The following is a 19,567-nucleotide window of genomic DNA, read 5'->3' on the forward strand; positions in this document are numbered from 1 at the left end:
AGTTTTTCAGGAGAGAAAGTGTTAAGACACAATTCCTAGAGGCTTTCCTGTTTGCCAAGCGCCACGGGTAAAGTCTGGAATTGTTTTACTGTTACTTCTATCAGCAACCGATGCCATACTTTGCGGGAAGATTGATGACCATGCTGCGGCATCGTATACATCTTGATCGAGTGGCTCATTATTGCGTAAGCAGTAGATCATGCGCCAAAGCATAATGAAGTCCATACCGCCGTGGCCACCGTTACGTACTGCTTCTTCACCCATGCGTTTCCACAGTGGATGATCAAACTCAGCACGCCATTTTTCCATATCTTGATCCCAGCTATGGAAGTTTTGCATATGTGGCTTACGACCCTGTGAACCTGCTTTCTCCCAGGCAGCGAGCTCTGCTTCATATTGCTGTTGGTAAATTTTCGCGATAGCTGGTGGCACATCTTCAAGAGCAATACGATTAGGGAATCCTGCAAATGTGCCATTAGTACCTTGAATTAGGTTATGGCGGCTGTACGGGCGAGGGCTTGTGGTGTCGTGCTGAACCATAATGCTACGACCTTTCACTGTTTTAATAATGCTGGTATTCATGTCGCCAGCAGTAAATTTTAGTGAACGACGCTCGTGGCCTGCAGGGAATTCACGTTCTGCATAGGCGGCGCGGCCAAGCGCAGGTGAGCTGACTGAAGTAACAAAGTCAAAGCGGTCACCACGGTTGATGTTCATATACTGAGAAACCGGGCCTAAACCATGGGTTGGGTATAAGTTACCGTTTACTTTGGTATGCCAATAAGTACGCCATGAGCCTGTGCTGCGGTCAATTTCTTTCATTTGCCAACGCAAGTCATGAATATAAGCTGCTTCACCATGCAATAACTCACCAAATACGCCTTTACGAACCATGTTTAAAACCATTAACTCGTCACGGCCGTAGTTAACGTTTTCCATCATCATGCAGTTCTTTTGCGTGCGCTCTGCGGTGTTTACTAATTGCCAACACTCTTCCATGGTGGTTGCTGCAGGTACTTCAACAAAGGCATGTTTACCACTTTCCATGGTCTCAACACTCATCGGTGTGTGCCATTTCCAAGGCGTTGAAATGATCACAATGTCGATGTCATCACGAGCGAGCATATCTAAATAGGCTTTATCTGAACCCGTATAAGCAGTTGGTTTAGGTAAGCCTTTTTCAATAACATAATTAACAGACTTATCTAGCATTAGCTTATCTGTGTCGCAAATAGCTTTGATTTCAACACCTTCAATATGGCAAAGATGTTTCACATGGCCGCTACCACGTTGACCAACCCCAATAAAACCAACACGCACCACATCCATTGCAGGCACAGCTAAGCCCATTACGCTTTTACCTTGTGCTGCAAGAGGTGTGCTTTGATTATCACCTTGTTGGCTTTTCGCACAGCCAGTCACGACTGTCGCGGCGGTAATGGCTGCGGCAGATTTTAAAAAACTACGTCTATCTATTGTCATAACGATACCTAAATCACTGAGATTATTTTAATAGTGGGTTTCAGTTGTTTCTGTTATATCGCAACTAAAAGTTAATTACAATTAAATGCTTTCAAAATCTTTCAAATTGGTGGCTGTATTACCATTAATGCCTTTTTATGGTTTTTTAGGTCAAATTTTAGCTTTGATTTGCACTTTCGTTTTCTTTCATTTTGTTGCGTGGTGTTTCGCTGTGTGCTACTGTAATTTCAAATCACGTATCTAACCTTTGATGTAAGCTGCTTGGAGAGAACCATGAATGCATTAAAAACGATTATTAATAACAATCGAGTAGGGCAAGCGCAGGGAATTTACTCTGTATGCTGCGCGCATCCACTCGTTATCGAAGCAGCGATGTTGCAAGCTCTTAATGATGACACTGAAATTTTAATTGAAGCTACGGCAAACCAAGTTAATCAGTTTGGTGGCTACACGGGTATGAAGCCTCATGACTTTGTTGAATTTGTTTATGCAATAGCCGAAAAAGTGGGTTTAGATACCCAGCGCATTATTTTAGGTGGTGATCACCTAGGTCCTGTGTGTTGGGTGAATGAGCCTGCAGAGGTTGCGATGGTAAAAGCTGTTGAACTTGTTAAAGCCTATGCGAGTGCGGGTTTTAAAAAAATTCATCTAGATGCCAGCATGCCATGCGCTGACGATGGAGAACGTTTAGCTGATGCAGAAATTGCCAAGCGTGCAGCATTGATGTGCCAAGCTGCCGAGTCGGTCTCAAAAGATAACGATATTCTGTATGTGGTTGGTACTGAAGTTCCTCCTCCGGGTGGGGCAACAGAAGAGCATGAAATTATTGAAGTATCCCATGTTGAAGGGGTACAGCAAACAATCGAATTACATCAGGCAGCATTTGCTAGCTTAAACATAAGTGACGTGTGGTCGCGTGTTATTGCTGTTGTTGTGCAGCCGGGGGTTGAGTTTGATAATCATCAAGTTTTTAATTATCAACCTAATGAAGCGCAAAAACTGAAAGAGTTTATCACTACTGTCGATAATCTTGTGTATGAAGCTCACTCTACTGATTACCAGCCAGATCATTGCTATCGCGAGTTAGTACAAGATCACTTTGCCATATTAAAAGTGGGGCCACAGCTTACCTATGCACTACGCGAAGGTTTATTTGCTTTAACTTATATTGAAGATCAGTTAGTTGAACCTGCTAAGCGTTCTAATTTACGTGATGTCTGTGAGCGCATCATGCTAGAAAAACCACATTATTGGAATAAGTTTTACCCATCGCAGGGTGCTGAAGCTAAGCTGTTTAGGGCTTATAGTTATAGCGATCGCATCCGTTATTACTGGCCTGAAGATGAGATAAAACAAACAGTAGAAACGCTGTTTGAGAACTTAGAAGGGCAAATTATTCCACAGACCTTACTTAGCCAATTTATGCCAATGCAATACAAAGCATTAACTAAGGGCCAAATTAACTCATCACCGCGTGAGTTAGTACTTAACAAAATAATGGAAGTGACGAATAGCTATTCGCTTGCTTGTAATCAATAAGTGGTGTTGAGAGAGAATTTAATATGACACAGTTTTTATCCTTAAACGAAACAGAACTTAAGCAACAGAACGCTTATTGGACCGCAAGAGAAATCACACAACAACCCAAATCATGGTGTAATACGGCATCAGTGATTGATAACAAGCGAGCTGAGATTAATGATTTTTTAGCGCCGATTTTAGCACTTAATAACTTAAAAGTTGTTTTAACAGGCGCTGGTACATCAGCTTATGTGGGCGAGGCTTTAACACCTCATTTAACTGCGAAAACCGATTTGGACGTATGTGCTGTCAGCACCACTGATATTGTCTCAAACCCATATGGTTTTTTACAAAAGGGCACGCCAACCTTACTTATTTCTTATGCGCGCTCTGGAAATAGCCCTGAAAGTGTCGCAGCGGTCGATATTGTAGAGCAAGTCGTTGATAAATGTTATCACTTGGTTATTACCTGTAATGAAAACGGTGAGTTAGCTAAAAGCGCATCAGTTAAAAGCAATAGCTTAAGTGTGATAATGCCAAAAGAAACACTTGATGAGAGCTTTGCAATGACAAGTAGCTTTACCTCAATGCTGATTTCAACACTGTGTATTTTTACTCCAGATAGCGTTCAATTAGAAAAAGTTGTGGCGCATACTAATCAGCTACTCGATACGCAAATTGATGACATTAAGCGTTTTGCACAAAGTAACGTTGAGCGCTTAGTGTTTTTAGGAGCCGGGTCTTTACTTGGCTACGCCAAAGAAGCTGCATTAAAGTGTTTAGAGTTAACAAATGGTGAATTAATTAGTTATTTTGAAACGCCTTTGGGTTTTAGGCATGGCCCGAAAACCATTATTAATACCAAAACTGCCGTACTATTGATGTCATCAGGAAATCTATACAGCAGTTTATATGATACTGATTTATATAATGAATTAGTCAATGAACAGCAATGCCTGCGCATAGAAAAATTATCGGTAGGTACAAAGCAGCAACCGCTGGATGATGTGTGGCAAGGTCTGTATTATATTGTTTATTGTCAGATTTTTGCATTTTTTAAATCAATCTCACTCGGTTTAACACCTGACAATCCTTGCCCAACGGGCGAAGTTAACCGTGTTGTACAAGGGGTAACTATTTACCCGTTAACTTCTTGTTAGAAAGTGTTAGGTAGAGTATGGCTGTTTATGGACTCGATATTGGTGGAACAAAAATAGAAACCGCCATTTTTAATAATAATTTAGAGCAACAGCAGAGTTGGCGTATTACTACGCCAACTGATGATTATCAGCAATTTTTGCAGGCAATATATCAGCAGGTGCTAAAGGCCGATGAATTAACAAGTAGCCAAGGTGCGGTGGGCATCGGTATGCCAGGTATCATTAATGAGGCTGGCAAAGTGTTATCTGCCAATGTGCCTTGTGCCACAGGTAAGGTGATTGCCGACGACCTACAAGCATTATTAAAGCGCCCTGTTGCGATATTAAATGACACCCGCTGTTTTGCTTTATCAGAAGCAAATGGCGGAGCCGGTGAAGGTTATAGCCGAGTATTTGGTGCCATTGTTGGTACAGGTGCGGCGGGTGGTATGTGTATTGATGGCACTTTGTTTAACCAAGGTTTAGGTATGTCGGGAGAATATGGTCATTTACCGCTTTCTGCGTATCTGCAACAAAAATATCAGCTGCCCGTTTTAAAATGTGGCTGTGGTTTAAATGGCTGTGTAGAAAGCTATATTGCAGGGCCCGGTGTACAAACTCTGTATCAACATATTACGCAATCCCCTAAATCAGCGATTGAATGGGCAAACGATATTAAGCTAGGTGATGAGCAAGCCTTAAAGGTGCTCGCCTGTTACTTAGATATTCTTGGCGAAACCTTTGCTGCCATTAGTAAAAGTTTGCACCCAGAAGTTATCGTACTTGGCGGGGGGTTGTCGCTCATTGATGCAATAGTAGAAAAGCTCCCTGATGCGATTCAAACTCATTTATTTTCAGGTTTTGCCGTGCCCGACGTGAAGCGTGCAAAGTTTGGTGATTCTAGCGGCGTAAGAGGCGCTGCAATAATAGGAAGTGTTCATGCTAATTCCAACGGATCTTAATCGCTATTACTTAAAAGCCGCAAAAGTGGTGACTGCTGAGAAGGTTTTACTCGATCATGCGGTCTTGGTCGAGCGAGGTAAAATTAGTGCTATTACCACGCAAATTGAGCCAGAGATTAAAGTAATCGATTTAGGTGAGCATAGCTTATTTCCGGGCTTTATCGATTTGCATATTCATGGTCGTGAAGGCTGCGATATTATGGACGGCACGCCAGAGTCGTTAGAGACTATTTCTCGGTCTTTAGCAAAGCACGGCGTAACGGGGTTTGTTGGCACAACGGTGACTGCAGACTGGGACGTCTCAATTCAAGCTTATAAAAATATGGCGAGTGCCTATCAAAAAGGCTTGGCTGGGGCGCAGTTGCTAGGGGCTTATAACGAAGGTTTATTCTTTGCAGAAGCGCATAAAGGCGCGCATAACGAGTCATTTTTTTTAGAGCTTACTAAACAGCGATTTGATGAAATTTATGCCGCATGTGAAGGTTGCTTAAGCTCATTTGCGTTAGCGCCAGAACTACTTAAATCCCCCGACATGATCCGCTATATCACCGATAAAGGTGTGCGTGTGATGCTGGGTCATACAGATGCTAATTTTGAGCAAACAACACAAGCTCTTGCCCATGGAGCCTGCGGTGGTGTGCATATTTTTAATGGTATGCGCGGTATTCATCATCGAGATCCTGGTTGTACGGGGGCACTGTTGATGGACAGCGATGCCATGGTTGAGCTTATTCCTGATGGTATTCATTTGCACCCGAGCATCATGAACATGGTTTACCGTTTAAAAGGGGCGGATAAAATTGCTCTGATCACAGACTGCGTGAGCGCCGGAGGCTTACAAGATGGTCGCTACCGCTTAGGTGAGCTTCCTATTGTGGTTGAGCAAGGTGTTGCGCGAACTGAGAGCGGCTCTTTAGCGGGCAGTACATTAACCATGGAAGTTGGCATTGAACGTTTTTATAACCTAACCGACGCAAGCCTAGTCGAAGCAACTAACATGGCCAGTTTAGTACCCGCTGAGTTTTTAAATAAAGCGGAGCAAATAGGCAGTATTGCGGTAGGTAAACAGGCTAATTTTGCCCTGCTCGATAAAGACTTTTCTGTTCAAGCAACGATCTGTGCGGGTAAGCAAATCTTTTAAAAGTTAAGTGAGAATGCAGGCAAAAGTATTCGATGCCATTGTTATTGGCAGTGGCATTACTGGCGGCTGGGCTGCTAAAGAACTGACCGAAAAAGGACTCAATGTACTGCTACTAGAACGTGGCAGACAGGTTGTGCACGGTACAGACTATATCACTGCGTTTAAAGAAGATTGGCAACTGCCTTTTCGCGACAGGCCCAGCCTTCTAGAAAAGCAGAATCAAGCTAAACAAGCACGCACTGGCTATGCCACCAAGCAATCAATAAAACACTGGTTTGTGAATGATTTGCAGCACCCTTATCAAGAATCACAGCGTTTTGATTGGATCAGAGGGTATCATCTTGGTGGGCGCTCATTAACTTGGGGGCGACAATGCTTGCGCCTCAGTGATATAGATTTTGCAGCCAACAAACAAGATGGTCACGGTGTTGATTGGCCTGTGCGCTATCAAGATATTGCGCCTTGGTACGATAAAGTCGAAGCCTACATCGGGGTTATTGGCGAAGCGCTGAACTTACCTCAGCTACCAGATGGACCTTACTTACCTCCTTTTGCGCTTAATGCCGTAGAGCAGCAGCTTAAACAAAGTTTATTAACTCACTACACTAACCGTCACCTCACCATCGGGCGAGTTGCGCATTTAACTAAGGCCAAGCCTGAGCAAGGTCGTGCTCCATGCAGCAAGCGCAACCGCTGTATGCGAGGTTGTCCAACCGGTAGTTATTTTAGTAGTTTAGCCTCGACCTTACCTGCAGCGATGCGTACTGGACGACTCACTATTCAGACTCACTCCATTGCTAAAGAGATTATTTACAATCCAGAAAGCGGGCAAGCCACAGGTGTGAAAGTAATTGATACTGAATCTAAAAAAGAGTGTATCGCGAAAGCTAAGATTATTTTTTGCTGCGCATCAACGGTGGCTACAACAGCCTTGTTATTAAATTCAACCTCTGCACGCTTCCCTAATGGCTTAGGGAACGATAGTGGAGAGCTTGGCCATAACCTCATGGATCACCATTTTAGGGTTGGCGCAACGGGTGAACCAAAAGGTTTTGCTGATGACTTTAATGATGGCGACAGACCCGTTGGCTTTCATATTCCGCGTTTTCGAAATCTTAATGATAGCGAGCAGCATAGCTTTATTCGCGGCTATGGCTATCAAGGATACGCAACACGCAAAGATTGGCGACGGGGCTTTAAAGAACTTAGCTTTGGTAAGGCTTTTCGAGAAGAGCTTGCCAAACCTGGGCCTTGGCAAGTTGCATTAATAGGCTTTGGTGAATGCCTGCCTTATCATCGTAATAAAATGAGCTTAGATCCGGTATTAAAAGATCAATGGGGGCTACCTTTAGTTAATTTTGATTGCCAATTTGCTGAAAACGAGCAACGCATGCGCGAGGATATGAAAACGCAAGCCGTCGAGATGCTAAGCAAAGCAGGTTATCAAAATGTACAAGCGTACGACAAAGGCTCTGCGCCGGGGCAAGCCATCCACGAAATGGGAACTGCGCGCATGGGACATGATGCTACAACCTCAGTGCTTAATCGTTATAACCAAATTCATAGTGTGCGTAACGTCTATGTCACTGACGGCTCGTTTATGTGCTCGTCGGGTTATCAGAACCCTTCGTTAACCTATATGGCATTTACTGCAAGAGCCGCGGATCATGCTGCACGGCATTATCAAAACGGGGTGTTTCATGGCTGATCTACAAAGGCGAAATGCCATTAAATGTTTAGCTGCATTATTCGGTGCGGCTATTACGCCAGTGGCTGCGACTCAGCTATTTGATAAAGTGGATGACAATCATTTTGAGGTGCTTAAAGCTGCGGCGCATCGGGATGTGGTCACGCAAATGCAGGCTGTTATTTTAGAGCTAGAGCCAAATGATCAGCTGTATTTTAATTTAGTCGCTTTCACAGATTTAATGCTAGCAAATACACTAACTCTGACTGAACGTACGGCATGTGTAAAAGGCGCTGAGCTGATTGCAGAAGGTGTTCTTTCATCGTCGCAATTAGCAAATAAACTCACAAGTTTATTTACTATCTCTTCGCAGCAGCAACAGCGCATAATAGCGCAGCAAGCCTTACCTTTTTCAGAAGTGAGCCCTGATAAGCGTGACGAGTATTTAATTTATAAGTGTATTTTTACTGTGCGTGAATTTTTGCTACTGGGCTATTTCACATCAGAAAAATTGCAGGCTAGTTAAAAATTAAAATAACTAAGCCTGCCTATCTCGTTACTTACGCCAACTTGTTAGTTTGTGACCAATTAGTGCGTAATAAAGAATAAACGCATAGCAAGGGATCAACAGATAGTAAGCTTGTTGTGCATTGCCTGTATATTCTGCAAACACACCGTATACCAAAGGCAATAGAGCGCCACCAGAAATCCCCATAATCAGTAATGCCGCGCCGGTTTGAGTTTTATCGCCGAGATTTGCAAGGGCCATAGGCCAAATGGTCGGCCAAACTAGCGCATTCGATAAGCCAAGTAATGCAACAAATAACACGGTATCTGGAAAACTGTTATCAGCAAGCCAAAAGAGCACTACGTTTGCAATCGCAGTTTGTTGCGGATCAATCAAAATGATGCCAAGTGAAAACACACAACCACTTAACGCGGAAAATATCAGCGCCTGTTGCTGACTAAAAAAACGAGGAATTAACACGATACCTAACACATAACCTAGCACCATAAAGCCCATGGTGTAAGAGGTGAGTTCAGCGAACTGCAATACCCCTTGTTCTTTGCCGTAAAGGCCAATGGTGTCGCCGGCAATAACTTCTGCGCCTATGTAAAAGAATAGAGCTATCACGCCTAAAACCAAGTGTGGGAATTGCAGTACTGATTTACTCTCGCTGTTGTTGCTAGTTTTTGGTTGCTCAATATCAGGTAATGGAGCCAGCATAATCAACGCCGCTAATATCGCTAATGCGATTGCCATTACAAAGTAAGGAGTAATTAAACGATTAGCCAGTTCTTGTAACTGCAATTGCTTTTGAATGCTGTTCAATTGGGCGAGAGCTTCAGGGCTAAAGCTGGCAATGTCGCTAAATACAATCGCAGAGAAGAGCAATGGAGCAACCACACCTGCGCTCTTATTGAGAATACCCATGATGCTAATGCGTACGGCTGCCGTGTCTTTAGAACCAATTAGCACGATGTAAGGATTCGCAGCGGTTTGTAATAAGGTGAGGCCGCTTCCTAAAGTAAATAAGGCAACCAAAAATAACCAATAAGCCTGAATTTGTGCGGCAGGAATAAACAACAACGCGCCAAATGCCATGGTGCCTAAACCAAATGACATACCATGCTTATAACTAAATAATTTCAATATCTTAGCGCTCGGCAGTGCCATGACGGTATAGGCGATATAAAACACCAATGTCACCATGTAAGCTTCAATATGGTTGAGATCACAGACCATTTGTAGAAATGGAATCAAAGATCCATTGAGCCAAGTTATAAAGCCAAATAAGAAAAACAAGCCACCTATGATCAACATAGGTAGTAATTGTGTACGGTTGGTGTGTTCTGTTTGCTCTAATAGTGAGCTTTGTGTTGTCATTTTTGTCATCAATAAGTTAACGGTAGATTAATGATAAAACATTTTTCGTAAGTTTTGAAAGTTTTATTTTATTTCGAAACTAAGCTTGGCTTTGAAACTGTAAATTGTGTAATATTGAACTACGAATTTGAAAGCAGCTATATAAACAACAGGCCAGCTATGCTAACCACAATAGAAAGAAGACAAAAAATCGTTCTGATGACCGAGGAAAATGGCAAAGTAAATGTTAAAGATCTTGCGAAAACTTTTGATATTTCTGAGGTTAGTATTCGCCATGATCTTAACGAACTGGGCAAGCGTGGTCTGGTTGTTCGTTCTCGCGGCGGCGCAATTGCTTGTGATAAATTGGTCAAAGAGTTATCAGTTAAAGATAAGCATAACGAAAATTATGCTGTGAAAGTTCTACTGGCAAAAGCTGTTGCAAATTTAGTTGATGATGGCGATTCACTAATTATTGATTCGGGCACCACAACCGAAGAAGTCGCGAAAGCATTGATCAACAAACAAGACTTAACCGTGATGACAAACGGCCTCAATATCGCACATGTACTAGCTGATATAGACGATGCCAATGTATTTATGCTGGGTGGGCAATTGCGCAAGAAATCAATGTCTTTTTACTCAAATGAAGTTGAACAAGCACTCAGTAAATATAATTTCAAAAAGGTTATTTTAGGAGTGGATGGCATAGATCCTGAAGCGGGGATCACCACCCATTATGAGCCTGAAGCAATGTTAAACCGAACAATGTGCACACGTGCAGATCAAGTGATTGCTGTAACTGATTCAAGTAAATTTGGTAAACGGGCTTTGTATAATGTATTACCACTAAAATCAATCGATGTGCTAGTAACCGATAAAAACATGCCAGCTGAATTTGTTGAGTCATTGGTTGCTTTGGGGATCGACGTAATCACTGTTTAGAGCTAGTAGCATACTGACAAATTACCTAAACCTTAAGGAGGTTATTATGGCAGGAATAAGTGTTTGGCAATTAGCTATTATTGCCGCAATTGTGGTGCTTTTATTTGGCACAAAAAAACTGTCACGGATCGGTGGTGACTTAGGGACATCAATTAAAGGGTTTAAACGTGCAATGCAAGATAAACCCAAAGACGAAGCCTGATAATCTTTGTCTCAAATAATGTTATTACCTTGCTCTGGGTCGCGAGATTGATCTGCTTGTTCGCGGATATCATCGGCATCACTGCTAACATCATCAAGGCTATGGTCGTCAAGTGATTTTGCTGTTTTTAGCTCTGCGCTTACATTATTGTTTGGCTGTTCGGTATCGTTTTCGCTATTTAAAATAATTCGCTCGCGAGCATCATCCGGCATGCTTATTTGCTCCGCTAAATAAGTATTGACCAACTCTCGCATCAATTGTGAGGCCACTTTGATAGTACTGTGTTCGTTACTATTTACCCAAAAATAAATGGTTAGATTAAGAGTTGCTGAGCCTAATGAATTAATAAGTACTTGGCTTGGCGGATCATTAATAACAGCAGGGTTTTGATTAACCACTTTCATTGCTAATTGCTGGGCATAGCGAATGTCATTATCGTAGCCAATGCCAACATTAAAGTGGCCCCGCATTTTTGGGTTTGCGGTGAGGTTTTTAATAACGTTCTTATATACGGTCGCATTGGGAATTTGAATATGATTACCGTCAAAGTCAACCAAGGTAGTGGCGCGCGCCGTAACCTTTTTAACTACTCCTAAACGACCATCTACTTCAATAACATCATCAATACGAAAAGGGCGCTGTACGCTAAGTAGCATACTTGAGATAAAGTTTTCGGCGATATCGCGAAAAGCAAAACCTAAAATAAGCCCAACTAAGCCAGTACCACTCATAATAGCCACAGCAAAGCTGGTTAGCCCTGCTAGACGTAAAAATAAGTAGACTCCAAACAAGATAATAATAATGCTAAAAAAGCGCCTCGTAACGACATGTAAAAGTTTGCTTTCACTGACAAAGCCAAGCGGTTTTATTAATAGATAAGATAAAGGGCGGGCCAACAAGTAACAGATAATGATGGCCGCAATACCAAGTGTCAGTGCAGGTAACATTTGCCATGCAGTATGTAAAAACTGCGTAATTTGAAAGTTTAAGTCTTGCCAAGATAAGCTTTCAGAAATTGTTTGAGATGCTATGGAAATTGATGCTGTTAAAATGTTAGCTAGTTGATTTTCAGTAAGTAAATAATAACTCATTGCACCGCTCCATGGATCTTTAAGTTGCTTCAATAAGTTTAGTTCAATGCAATTCAGGCGCCATAATTACTGGCAAGTTGTTTGCAGCATTGTACTTTTCACAGTCATTCTTTGGGTCACTTATGGCGAATGGTAACCGCGGTTTTCAAGCTCGTTCACCGATGGAAATCCCAATTCGAGGTTGGTGGGATATCAGTAAACGGGTTTATCACAACCTATCACAAGACAATTTATCTTTTGTAGCAGCAGGCGTGGCATTTTATGCTCTTTTAGCTATTTTTCCTGCTCTGGCAGCTATTGTATCCATATATGCCTATTTTGCTTCTCCCACAGATATCCATGATCAGTTAGATAAGGTGATTGCGATATTACCTGCAAGTAGTCGTGACATCATTTTGCTTCAAGTTAGCGATATCACTCAGCAGTCAAATAAGGTATTGAGTGCAAGTGCCATAGGTACCTTGCTATTAACTATTTGGAGTAGCAGTAAAGGCTGCCAAGCACTTATTACCGCCTGTAATATTACTTATCATCAGCGTAATAAGCGTCAGTTCTTTATGGCATTAGTGGTGCGTTTTTTATTTTCTCTGGGTGCTATTGTAGTTGCGCTGGTGGCATTATTGATCATTGGTATCTTACCGATTGTACTCAACTTAGTTGGTTTAACAGAGCTTATCGACTTAATGATTCAGCTCATTACTTGGCCATTGTTAGCCATTATTTTTAATCTCGCTTTAGCGTTTTTATATCGTTATGCGCCTCATCGAACTCCAGCTAAATGGCGCTGGATCACGCCGGGCTCAATACTTGCTACGTTAATGTGGATCATCGCATCAATTGGTTTTTCATATTATGTATCTCAATTTGCTAGTTATAACGAAACCTATGGATCGCTAGGTGGTGTGGTGATCATGTTGATGTGGCTTTATATCAGCGCATATATCATCATTTTTGGTGCGGCTATCAATGCCAGTACAGAGCAACAAACTCTAGTTGATAGCACTATTGGGCCAGAAAAAGCTGTAGGGAAACGCGGCGCGATCGTGGCCGATAGATTGACAATTAAACAACGAGAAAATGAGCAATAAGACGCAGTCGAGTTACTCCTAGACTTAAGGTAACCCCTAGGCCCTAATTGACATTTTTAGAATTGACTTCTATTAAATATTTAATCCTAAAGTTCGATTTTGGTTTTTATGACTCGTACTGTGATTTTACGTATCAGTAGGTCAGAAAGTTAAATCTGCGATCTCTAGCTGTAATCATATTTATAGGTCATGAAATGCAAAAAGAGCTCCAACTTAATATTAAGCGTTTATCTTTACTTAATTTGGTTGCTGTAATTCTAGCTGGGTTAACGGCTTTGTCAGTTTATTTAATGTATGGCAGTTTAAAAACCATAGAGGCTGAAACTAAGGTTAGGTATCAGTCTTATATTTTGGCTGAGCAAGTCAGACAAAGTTCAGATCAATTAAGTTTAATGGCAAGGGCTTATACGGTAACAGGCAATACTAAATTTTTAGACTTTTTTAACCAAATTCTAGCTATTCGCAATGGTGAAGCTCCACGTCCAGAAGATTATCACCGTGTTTATTGGGATATGTTAATGCCTCATAACGGTAAGGCTCCATTTCCTGACGGTGAAAAAAAATCACTCCAAGCTATGCTAAATTCCATTGGTATAACAGATGAGGAGATGCAACAAATCCGGCTTGCAGAAAAAGCATCAAATGATTTAACAAAAATTGAGTACGCTGCTTTTCAAGCTTTAGCAAATAAATCTGACGAGAATATGGAAAAGGAGCAAATTGACGCGATTCTGAGTTTGTATAGTGATGATTACTTTTTGGCAAAGTCAGAAATAATGAGTCACATTAATAACTTTTTGTTTATGTTAGATTATCGAACCGAGCAAAATCTGCATACTGCGACGCGAGATCACTACTTGATGTCGCTTTTCTCTTTTTGCTGCTTTATTACCATTTTAATTGTGCTGTATTTTATCGGCCGTTTGCGCAAATCACTTAATCATTTATATGTGTCTTCACTTGAAGCTGAAGTGGCAGAAAAAACATCTTCTTTGACTGAGAAAAACTTGCAGCTTAAAGAATCTATGGATTTAATGGCAAAGACTCAAAAATACTTAATGGAAGCAGAAAAAACAGCAGCACTAGGTCGTCTAGTTGTTGGGGTAGCACATGAAGTCAACACGCCTGTAGGTATATGTATAACAGCTGTCAGTTACCTTGAAGATGAAAATAAAAAGATGGGAAAAGTGCTAGCTGATAAACGCGTTAGTAAAGGCTCACTTGAAAAATATGTACATACTTCAGAAGAAATTAGCTTATTACTTCATTCTAATTTAGATCGATTAGTTGAATTGATAACAAGCTTTAAACAAATTGCCGCTGATCAGCATTGTGATGAATTAAGGGTAATTAACTTGAATCCGCATCTGCATGATATTGTGATGTCGTTTAAGTCAGATTCTAAAAATAAAAATGTTGAGGTGATTTTTAACATACCCGATGATTTAAAAATTCAAAGTTACCCAGGAACATTTAATCACGTTATGACAAACTTGTTTTCAAATGTTTTTTTTCATGCGTTTGATGGGCAGATTGAAGGCGCAAAAATAGAAGTTTCAGCAAGTTTTAAACATAATAATGTTTTTATAAGTGTTAAAGACAATGGCTGCGGCATAAGCGAAGATATTCAAGATAAAATATTTGATCCTTTTTTTACTACTAAGCGTGTCCAAAAAAATACTGGTCTAGGGCTTTATGCTGTTATGAATTTAGTTACGCAAAAATTAAAGGGCTCGATTAGTTTCGAATCTGAAGAACAGACAGGCTCCACTTTTTATTTAACTTTGCCAAATCTTCAAACTGAGCATGAAATAACGCAGAGCGATGATATAGAACCTCTTTAGTGTTCGCTTTTATAGAACGTTAGGTGCTTATTTTACTCATGGTTGTTAGTTAAAATAGCGCCTAAAATCACTTCATACAATTCACGGGAGTAAAGTTATGAAAGTGATTCAACAATTAAATAGCCATGCCACACAAGATGGTGATGGCGTAAACATCAGCCGTATTCCAGGTTTTGATGGCAAGTACTTAGACCCTTTCTTAATGATCGATGAGCTTAAATCCGATGATCATAGTGATTTTATGGGCGGCTTTCCTGCGCACCCTCACCGTGGTATCGAAACCTTTACTTATATTATTAAAGGTGGCTTTGAGCACCAAGATCAAATGGGTAACAAAAAAGCAATTCGTGCTGGCGATGTGCAGTGGATGAGTACCGGTTTTGGTGTGATCCACAGTGAAATGCCATTAGCAGATGCTAAAGAAGGTATGCATGGCTTTCAGATTTGGTTAAATATGCCAAGTGCCGAGAAGCTAAGAGCGCCGCGATATCAAGATACCACTGAAGCGCCAGCACCAACGACTCAAAATGAGCAAGGTGTTGAGCTAAAAGCATTAGCTGGAAGCTGGCAATTTGCAGGTGAAAAGCAGGACTCTAGCCTACAAGATCTCGCCGCTGATGGCATGCTTGCTGATGTGACTTTACCGGCTGGTACGCAGTTTTACCATACACCGCTTACACAAACTAAGGTGATGATCTATATCCATACCGGAGAAATTCATACTGAACAGGGCGGACCAGTTAAAGCAGGTAGCTTATTGATTTTAGAGCCTGGCAGTGACATTGAGTTTAACTCGCAAACGGGTGCAGGGGCGTTAATTCTAGCCGGTGAGCCGCTTAAGCAACCAATCGCTCATATGGGCCCGTTTGTAATGACAACCCAAGCTGAGTTACAACAAGCAGTACGTGACTATCAGCTAGGTAAATTTGGCACACTATAGGAGGTTATTGTGGGATTACTAGTAAATGGCCAATGGCAAGATAAATGGTACGACACCGATAACAATCAAGGTGAGTTCAAACGTGAGGCAGCCCAGTTACGCAACTGGGTTACAGCAGATGGTAGTGCAGGGCAAAGCGGTGATGCGGGCTTTAAAGCTGAGAAAGATCGTTACCATCTATATGTCTCTTTAGCTTGCCCGTGGGCTCATCGCACTTTGATTTTTCGCCATTTAAAAGGCCTTGAAGATTATATCAGTGTGTCGGTTGTCAGTCCTGACATGCTAGAGCATGGCTGGACCTTTGATAAAGACAATCACAGCACCGGTGATGCACTTTTCGATAGCGACTTTATGCATCAAATTTATACGCGTAACAAAGCCGATTACTCTGGTCGTGTTACGGTTCCCGTGCTTTGGGATAAAAAAACGCAGCGTATTGTTAGTAACGAATCTGCTGAAATTATCAGAATGTTTAATAGCGCGTTTAATGGCCTTACAGGTAATGAACGCGACTTTTATCCGCAATCGTTGCGCTCTGAAATTGATGAAGTTAATGAGTTTGTTTATCACAATATCAATAATGGGGTGTATCGTGCTGGCTTTGCGACAACGCAAGAAGCTTACACTGAAGCCTTTGATGATCTCTTTGCAGCTCTTGATAAAATTGAGCAACGATTATCAGCTAATCGTTATTTAGTGGGGGACACACTGACTGAGGCCGACTGGCGTTTATTTACCACCTTAATTCGCTTCGACAGTGTTTATGTGGGCCACTTTAAATGTAATTTGCGTACTATTGAGAGCTATCCGGCGATCAGCAACTATTTACGTGAGTTATATCAAATTGAAGGTGTAAGTAAGACCGTTGATTTTTATCATATAAAACGTCATTACTATTTTAGCCACACCATGATCAACCCAACTCAAGTTGTGCCAAAAGGGCCTGATATAGACTACGCTCGGTCTCATAACCGTGGTTAATAAACCTTGATAACTAACAGTTTAATGACTTGATTGAACTGTTAGTTATAACTATCCATGACCTTGCGGATAGTGTCGATGCCAAACATCACCTTTTGAATAAATGACTCAGAACTTTTCACTAAATTAAAATTAGGGTGCTGAGACCAAACTGCTTGCAGTTTGTCATCAAGCAATATGGCTTGCTGATCAGATTCGTTTCTAACTGGGTTATTAGAATGAATACTTTGCCCAGACTTCGCTGCTGTTTCAAAAAAAATCACTGCATCATATTGATTAAGCTCGGTATGTAGGTTGGTATTCAGACACTCAAAAAACTCATCTTGCTCACCGGGCCAATAGGCAAGCCCATCTAAACTACCACGATCGCAAAGCATTAAACGATCTGGGTGCATGGTTCGCTGAATATGTTCAAGGTGTTTTTGTAAGCTGAAGATAGCTTGTTGGTGAGCTTTGATCAGGTGAGTTGCATCACCACGTTCTATACCACCGCTGAACAGCATGGTCGCAGATTCTGGTACAACAACAATTTGATTAGAAAATTCACGTCTTAATAGATCGATGGCTGTTGTTTTACCACCGCCAGGGCCACCAGTTAGTACAATCCTTTTCTTCACCTTACATCCTCACAAATTGCTCGTTTGTGTTTAAGGTAATGAAAATAGGTGGCAAAGAGAAGTAAAAAGCAAACATTACATGATAATGATCACAACAAACGCAGTAACCAGCTGACTTGTTTCAATTTACTGTCCTTGTGGTCTGAGTTCTTAAGTGCTTCATAACCCATACCCGCAGTGAAGGCACTGGCAACACCCACTTTACTTACCGCAAAGCGTTTTAAACGGTATTTGAACGCTTGATGGTGTTGACGTTTAAGCTCATCTTGTAAATCCATTTGCTGGCTTAGCTTAGTTACTCTGTGTTGCGGTTTATTAATAAAATAATCAATTAACATCATTCATCCTTACTAATATTCAATAATTGACGAATACTTTTTAGCGTATGATCAAAACCTATTTTACTGCTGACATAACCAATGTTCTTCCAAAGCCATGCAAGACAAAGCAATTGTAATGCAATCAGTGAAATAGCGGCTAACCACAATGATTGGCTAAAGCTGAATATCGCGATACCGACAGTAGCAAGTAAACCAGCCCAAAGTAACACTAAACCACCGGCAAAACAGACAAGTAATATTATAGTTAAGGCGAGTGAACGTGTTGATAAGCGCCACTCAGCAGCTGCAAGCTTTTTGCAAGTCCCAGTTTGTTTGCGATAGTCAATGTATAGCTGTTTGCCGTAGTCAGATAATTTAGCAAGGTGATCTTGCCACTGATCAGCGTTTAATGGCTGATCAGTGGCATCTTGCGTTTTCTCATCTGTAGATTGAGAAGTTTGCATAACAATTACTTACGACGAATAAGTGCAGTTACTAACATGCCTGCAGCAAATGCAATACCTGCTGTTGCAAGTGGGTTTTCTGATGCAAGTTTACGAGTTTTACCACTGTATTCATTAATTTTAGCGCGTGCTATTGCTTGCTTTTCAGAAAGCGTTTGAGCAGAGCTAGATGCACCCTGACGTACACTATGTTCAGCACTAGCAGCGCGTGTTGATAATGCATCTACTGCGTGGTGAGCTGCCTCTGTCGCTTTTTCTGTGAATGGCGCCTCTACTTGAGCCGCGTTCGAGTTTGCACTGTTACTTGTTGCCGTGCTTGAATTCGATTTTGAAGTTGCGGTAGTCATAATCATTCCTTAAAAATTGCCATTTAATTGGTGATTAACTCATCGCAACCTTCATACCAAAATATAAAATCAATAATTTTCAGTTGTTTATTCTTTTTATTGCGTTCTTGGTTAGTGGTTTTTCGTAACTCTTGCAGGGTGATTAAGTAAAAATTACAGAATAAGATAATTTTGTAATTGTTCATTGGTTATTCATTAACCATTTTTCCCCATTAGATTGCCAATAAAATTGGAAAAAAAATTTTTTTCAATGTTTTCCACTTTTTCCCACGTAATTCAGAGGCTTTGCTTGAGGCCTTATTTTTTCTGGCTTTAGAAGGCACTGAAGATGATCTAGTTACTTGACAAAATAGCTTGTCAAGCCCTAAACTGGAGCACTGTGGTAAAAAGTGGTTTTTAGTGGATCAAATTGGATCAGAGATAGTCAGTTACAATAAATAACCTAATTTAAGGCATGTTATGTTTCGGGGTGCGAGCTCACTGAGTTTGGATGATAAAGGACGTTTTGCGGTACCAACTAAGTACCGAGATGCGATCTTGTCTGAAGATCAGGGAACGGTTATTTGCACTGTTGCTTTAAACGAGCCCTGCTTGTGGTTATACCCGTTAGCCGAATGGCTTGAAATAGAAGAGCGACTATTAAAAATTTCAAATATGAATCCACGCGCTCGCCGCATGCAACGAATGTTGCTCGGCAATGCCACAGAATATCAATTAGATAAAAATGGCCGAATTTTGCTGGCACCTTCGTTACGAGCCCATGCAGAACTAGGAAAAAAAATCATGTTGGTTGGCTTGATGAACAAGTTCGAAATTTGGGATGAAGATCGTTGGCATGAACAAATGCGCCAAGATACTGAAATTGAACGCCTAGGTGATTTTGAGGCGAATCCTGAGTTCGATAACTTCTCACTCTAACGACACAAAGA

Annotated in this window: 21 protein-coding genes; 13 read left to right on the forward strand and 8 right to left on the reverse strand. The window is 41.2% G+C overall.

Going from position 1 to position 19,567, the window contains the following annotated elements:
• Nucleotides 1-21: 21 nt before the first annotated feature.
• Nucleotides 22-1,482 (reverse strand): Gfo/Idh/MocA family protein, encoded by a 1,461-nt coding sequence (locus CWC02_RS02105; RefSeq protein ID WP_138598820.1) that lies wholly within the window; start codon nucleotides 1,480-1,482, stop codon nucleotides 22-24.
• 273 nt (nucleotides 1,483-1,755) lie between these two features.
• Between CWC02_RS02105 and CWC02_RS02110 the strand changes: the two genes are divergently transcribed.
• Genes CWC02_RS02110 through CWC02_RS02135 form a run of 6 tightly spaced genes read left to right on the forward strand, consistent with a single transcriptional unit; the run spans nucleotide 1,756 to nucleotide 8,458 of the window.
• Nucleotides 1,756-3,021, forward strand: a complete 1,266-nt coding sequence (locus CWC02_RS02110) for a D-tagatose-bisphosphate aldolase, class II, non-catalytic subunit (RefSeq protein ID WP_138598821.1) — start codon at nucleotides 1,756-1,758, stop codon at nucleotides 3,019-3,021.
• Nucleotides 3,022-3,044: 23 nt separating this feature from the next.
• A complete protein-coding gene (locus CWC02_RS02115; RefSeq protein WP_138598822.1) occupies nucleotides 3,045-4,163 on the forward strand; it encodes an SIS domain-containing protein in 1,119 nt (372 codons plus the stop codon).
• Between the two features lie 17 nt (nucleotides 4,164-4,180).
• Entirely contained in the window at nucleotides 4,181-5,104 is a 924-nt protein-coding gene (locus tag CWC02_RS02120) for an ROK family protein (RefSeq protein WP_054552753.1), read from the forward strand.
• Complete coding sequence (nagA, locus tag CWC02_RS02125) at nucleotides 5,082-6,245, forward strand: N-acetylglucosamine-6-phosphate deacetylase (RefSeq protein WP_138616189.1); 1,164 nt, start codon at nucleotides 5,082-5,084, stop codon at nucleotides 6,243-6,245. The genes CWC02_RS02120 and nagA overlap by 23 nt, the downstream gene beginning before the upstream one ends.
• Before the next feature lie 13 nt (nucleotides 6,246-6,258).
• Nucleotides 6,259-7,953 carry a GMC oxidoreductase gene (locus CWC02_RS02130; RefSeq protein WP_138616191.1) on the forward strand — a complete coding sequence of 565 codons (1,695 nt, stop codon included), beginning with the start codon at nucleotides 6,259-6,261 and terminating at the stop codon, nucleotides 7,951-7,953.
• Complete coding sequence (locus tag CWC02_RS02135) at nucleotides 7,946-8,458, forward strand: hypothetical protein (RefSeq protein ID WP_138616193.1); 513 nt, start codon at nucleotides 7,946-7,948, stop codon at nucleotides 8,456-8,458. Before CWC02_RS02130 ends, CWC02_RS02135 begins: the two co-directional genes overlap by 8 nt.
• A 30-nt stretch (nucleotides 8,459-8,488) precedes the next feature.
• Here the strand turns inward: CWC02_RS02135 and CWC02_RS02140 are convergent, their stop codons facing one another.
• Nucleotides 8,489-9,820 (reverse strand): sugar MFS transporter, encoded by a 1,332-nt coding sequence (locus CWC02_RS02140; protein ID WP_209327275.1) that lies wholly within the window; start codon nucleotides 9,818-9,820, stop codon nucleotides 8,489-8,491.
• A gap of 159 nt (nucleotides 9,821-9,979) precedes the next feature.
• On the opposite strand from CWC02_RS02140, the gene agaR reads away from it, so the two are divergent.
• A complete protein-coding gene (gene agaR, locus CWC02_RS02145; RefSeq protein ID WP_138598827.1) occupies nucleotides 9,980-10,744 on the forward strand; it encodes a transcriptional repressor AgaR in 765 nt (254 codons plus the stop codon).
• Between the two features lie 46 nt (nucleotides 10,745-10,790).
• Complete coding sequence (tatA, locus tag CWC02_RS02150; RefSeq protein ID WP_082389242.1) at nucleotides 10,791-10,946, forward strand: twin-arginine translocase TatA/TatE family subunit; 156 nt, start codon at nucleotides 10,791-10,793, stop codon at nucleotides 10,944-10,946.
• Between the two features lie 11 nt (nucleotides 10,947-10,957).
• On the opposite strand, the gene CWC02_RS02155 is transcribed toward tatA, so the two are convergent.
• Nucleotides 10,958-12,037 (reverse strand): mechanosensitive ion channel family protein, encoded by a 1,080-nt coding sequence (locus CWC02_RS02155; RefSeq protein ID WP_138598828.1) that lies wholly within the window; start codon nucleotides 12,035-12,037, stop codon nucleotides 10,958-10,960.
• 122 nt (nucleotides 12,038-12,159) lie between these two features.
• On the opposite strand from CWC02_RS02155, the gene CWC02_RS02160 reads away from it, so the two are divergent.
• The 4 genes from CWC02_RS02160 (at nucleotide 12,160) to CWC02_RS02175 (ending at nucleotide 16,890) form a co-directional block, all read left to right on the forward strand.
• Nucleotides 12,160-13,125: a YihY/virulence factor BrkB family protein gene (locus CWC02_RS02160; RefSeq protein ID WP_138598829.1), complete on the forward strand. Its 966-nt coding sequence runs from the start codon at nucleotides 12,160-12,162 to the stop codon at nucleotides 13,123-13,125.
• A 194-nt stretch (nucleotides 13,126-13,319) separates the two neighbouring features.
• On the forward strand, nucleotides 13,320-14,969 hold the full coding sequence (locus CWC02_RS21040; RefSeq protein WP_138616195.1) for a sensor histidine kinase: 1,650 nt from the start codon (nucleotides 13,320-13,322) through the stop codon (nucleotides 14,967-14,969).
• 97 nt (nucleotides 14,970-15,066) lie between these two features.
• Nucleotides 15,067-15,909: a pirin family protein gene (locus CWC02_RS02170; protein WP_054552745.1), complete on the forward strand. Its 843-nt coding sequence runs from the start codon at nucleotides 15,067-15,069 to the stop codon at nucleotides 15,907-15,909.
• A gap of 9 nt (nucleotides 15,910-15,918) precedes the next feature.
• Nucleotides 15,919-16,890: a glutathione S-transferase family protein gene (locus CWC02_RS02175; RefSeq protein WP_138616197.1), complete on the forward strand. Its 972-nt coding sequence runs from the start codon at nucleotides 15,919-15,921 to the stop codon at nucleotides 16,888-16,890.
• 41 nt (nucleotides 16,891-16,931) lie between these two features.
• Here the strand turns inward: CWC02_RS02175 and CWC02_RS02180 are convergent, their stop codons facing one another.
• The 5 genes from CWC02_RS02180 to CWC02_RS20720 form a co-directional block, all read right to left on the reverse strand.
• The gene (locus CWC02_RS02180) at nucleotides 16,932-17,507 is read right to left on the reverse strand and encodes an AAA family ATPase (RefSeq protein WP_138598832.1); all 576 of its coding nucleotides are present in this window, start codon (nucleotides 17,505-17,507) and stop codon (nucleotides 16,932-16,934) included.
• An 89-nt stretch (nucleotides 17,508-17,596) separates the two neighbouring features.
• Nucleotides 17,597-17,845, reverse strand: coding sequence for a hypothetical protein (locus tag CWC02_RS02185; RefSeq protein WP_138616302.1), 249 nt, complete (start codon nucleotides 17,843-17,845; stop codon nucleotides 17,597-17,599).
• Nucleotides 17,845-18,291 carry a hypothetical protein gene (locus tag CWC02_RS02190; RefSeq protein WP_054552741.1) on the reverse strand — a complete coding sequence of 149 codons (447 nt, stop codon included), beginning with the start codon at nucleotides 18,289-18,291 and terminating at the stop codon, nucleotides 17,845-17,847. The genes CWC02_RS02185 and CWC02_RS02190 overlap by 1 nt, the downstream gene beginning before the upstream one ends.
• A 5-nt stretch (nucleotides 18,292-18,296) precedes the next feature.
• Complete coding sequence (locus CWC02_RS02195; RefSeq protein ID WP_054552740.1) at nucleotides 18,297-18,638, reverse strand: hypothetical protein; 342 nt, start codon at nucleotides 18,636-18,638, stop codon at nucleotides 18,297-18,299.
• 23 nt (nucleotides 18,639-18,661) lie between these two features.
• Complete coding sequence (locus CWC02_RS20720) at nucleotides 18,662-18,823, reverse strand: hypothetical protein (protein ID WP_171043807.1); 162 nt, start codon at nucleotides 18,821-18,823, stop codon at nucleotides 18,662-18,664.
• Between the two features lie 274 nt (nucleotides 18,824-19,097).
• Between CWC02_RS20720 and mraZ the strand changes: the two genes are divergently transcribed.
• Nucleotides 19,098-19,556 (forward strand): division/cell wall cluster transcriptional repressor MraZ, encoded by a 459-nt coding sequence (gene mraZ / locus CWC02_RS02200; protein WP_054552739.1) that lies wholly within the window; start codon nucleotides 19,098-19,100, stop codon nucleotides 19,554-19,556.
• The last annotated feature ends 11 nt before the right edge of the window (nucleotides 19,557-19,567 follow it).

The organism is Pseudoalteromonas sp. S2721 (assembly GCF_005887425.1).
Lineage (GTDB): Bacteria > Pseudomonadota > Gammaproteobacteria > Enterobacterales > Alteromonadaceae > Pseudoalteromonas > Pseudoalteromonas simplex.

Bases quoted from the DNA above. Each gene is read 5' to 3' on its own strand.
- CWC02_RS02105 (WP_138598820.1), bottom strand. From the start codon at position 1,482: ATGACAATAGATAGACGTAGTTTTTTAAAATCTGCCGCAGCCATTACC.
- CWC02_RS02110 (WP_138598821.1), top strand. From the start codon at position 1,756: ATGAATGCATTAAAAACGATTATTAATAACAATCGAGTAGGGCAAGCG.
- CWC02_RS02115 (WP_138598822.1), top strand. From the start codon at position 3,045: ATGACACAGTTTTTATCCTTAAACGAAACAGAACTTAAGCAACAGAAC.
- CWC02_RS02120 (WP_054552753.1), top strand. From the start codon at position 4,181: ATGGCTGTTTATGGACTCGATATTGGTGGAACAAAAATAGAAACCGCC.
- nagA (WP_138616189.1), top strand. From the start codon at position 5,082: ATGCTAATTCCAACGGATCTTAATCGCTATTACTTAAAAGCCGCAAAA.
- CWC02_RS02130 (WP_138616191.1), top strand. From the start codon at position 6,259: ATGCAGGCAAAAGTATTCGATGCCATTGTTATTGGCAGTGGCATTACT.
- CWC02_RS02135 (WP_138616193.1), top strand. From the start codon at position 7,946: ATGGCTGATCTACAAAGGCGAAATGCCATTAAATGTTTAGCTGCATTA.
- CWC02_RS02140 (WP_209327275.1), bottom strand. From the start codon at position 9,820: ATGACAACACAAAGCTCACTATTAGAGCAAACAGAACACACCAACCGT.
- agaR (WP_138598827.1), top strand. From the start codon at position 9,980: ATGCTAACCACAATAGAAAGAAGACAAAAAATCGTTCTGATGACCGAG.
- tatA (WP_082389242.1), top strand. From the start codon at position 10,791: ATGGCAGGAATAAGTGTTTGGCAATTAGCTATTATTGCCGCAATTGTG.
- CWC02_RS02155 (WP_138598828.1), bottom strand. From the start codon at position 12,037: ATGAGTTATTATTTACTTACTGAAAATCAACTAGCTAACATTTTAACA.
- CWC02_RS02160 (WP_138598829.1), top strand. From the start codon at position 12,160: ATGGCGAATGGTAACCGCGGTTTTCAAGCTCGTTCACCGATGGAAATC.
- CWC02_RS21040 (WP_138616195.1), top strand. From the start codon at position 13,320: ATGCAAAAAGAGCTCCAACTTAATATTAAGCGTTTATCTTTACTTAAT.
- CWC02_RS02170 (WP_054552745.1), top strand. From the start codon at position 15,067: ATGAAAGTGATTCAACAATTAAATAGCCATGCCACACAAGATGGTGAT.
- CWC02_RS02185 (WP_138616302.1), bottom strand. From the start codon at position 17,845: ATGTTAATTGATTATTTTATTAATAAACCGCAACACAGAGTAACTAAG.
- CWC02_RS02190 (WP_054552741.1), bottom strand. From the start codon at position 18,291: ATGCAAACTTCTCAATCTACAGATGAGAAAACGCAAGATGCCACTGAT.
- CWC02_RS02195 (WP_054552740.1), bottom strand. From the start codon at position 18,638: ATGACTACCGCAACTTCAAAATCGAATTCAAGCACGGCAACAAGTAAC.
- CWC02_RS20720 (WP_171043807.1), bottom strand. From the start codon at position 18,823: ATGAACAATTACAAAATTATCTTATTCTGTAATTTTTACTTAATCACC.
- mraZ (WP_054552739.1), top strand. From the start codon at position 19,098: ATGTTTCGGGGTGCGAGCTCACTGAGTTTGGATGATAAAGGACGTTTT.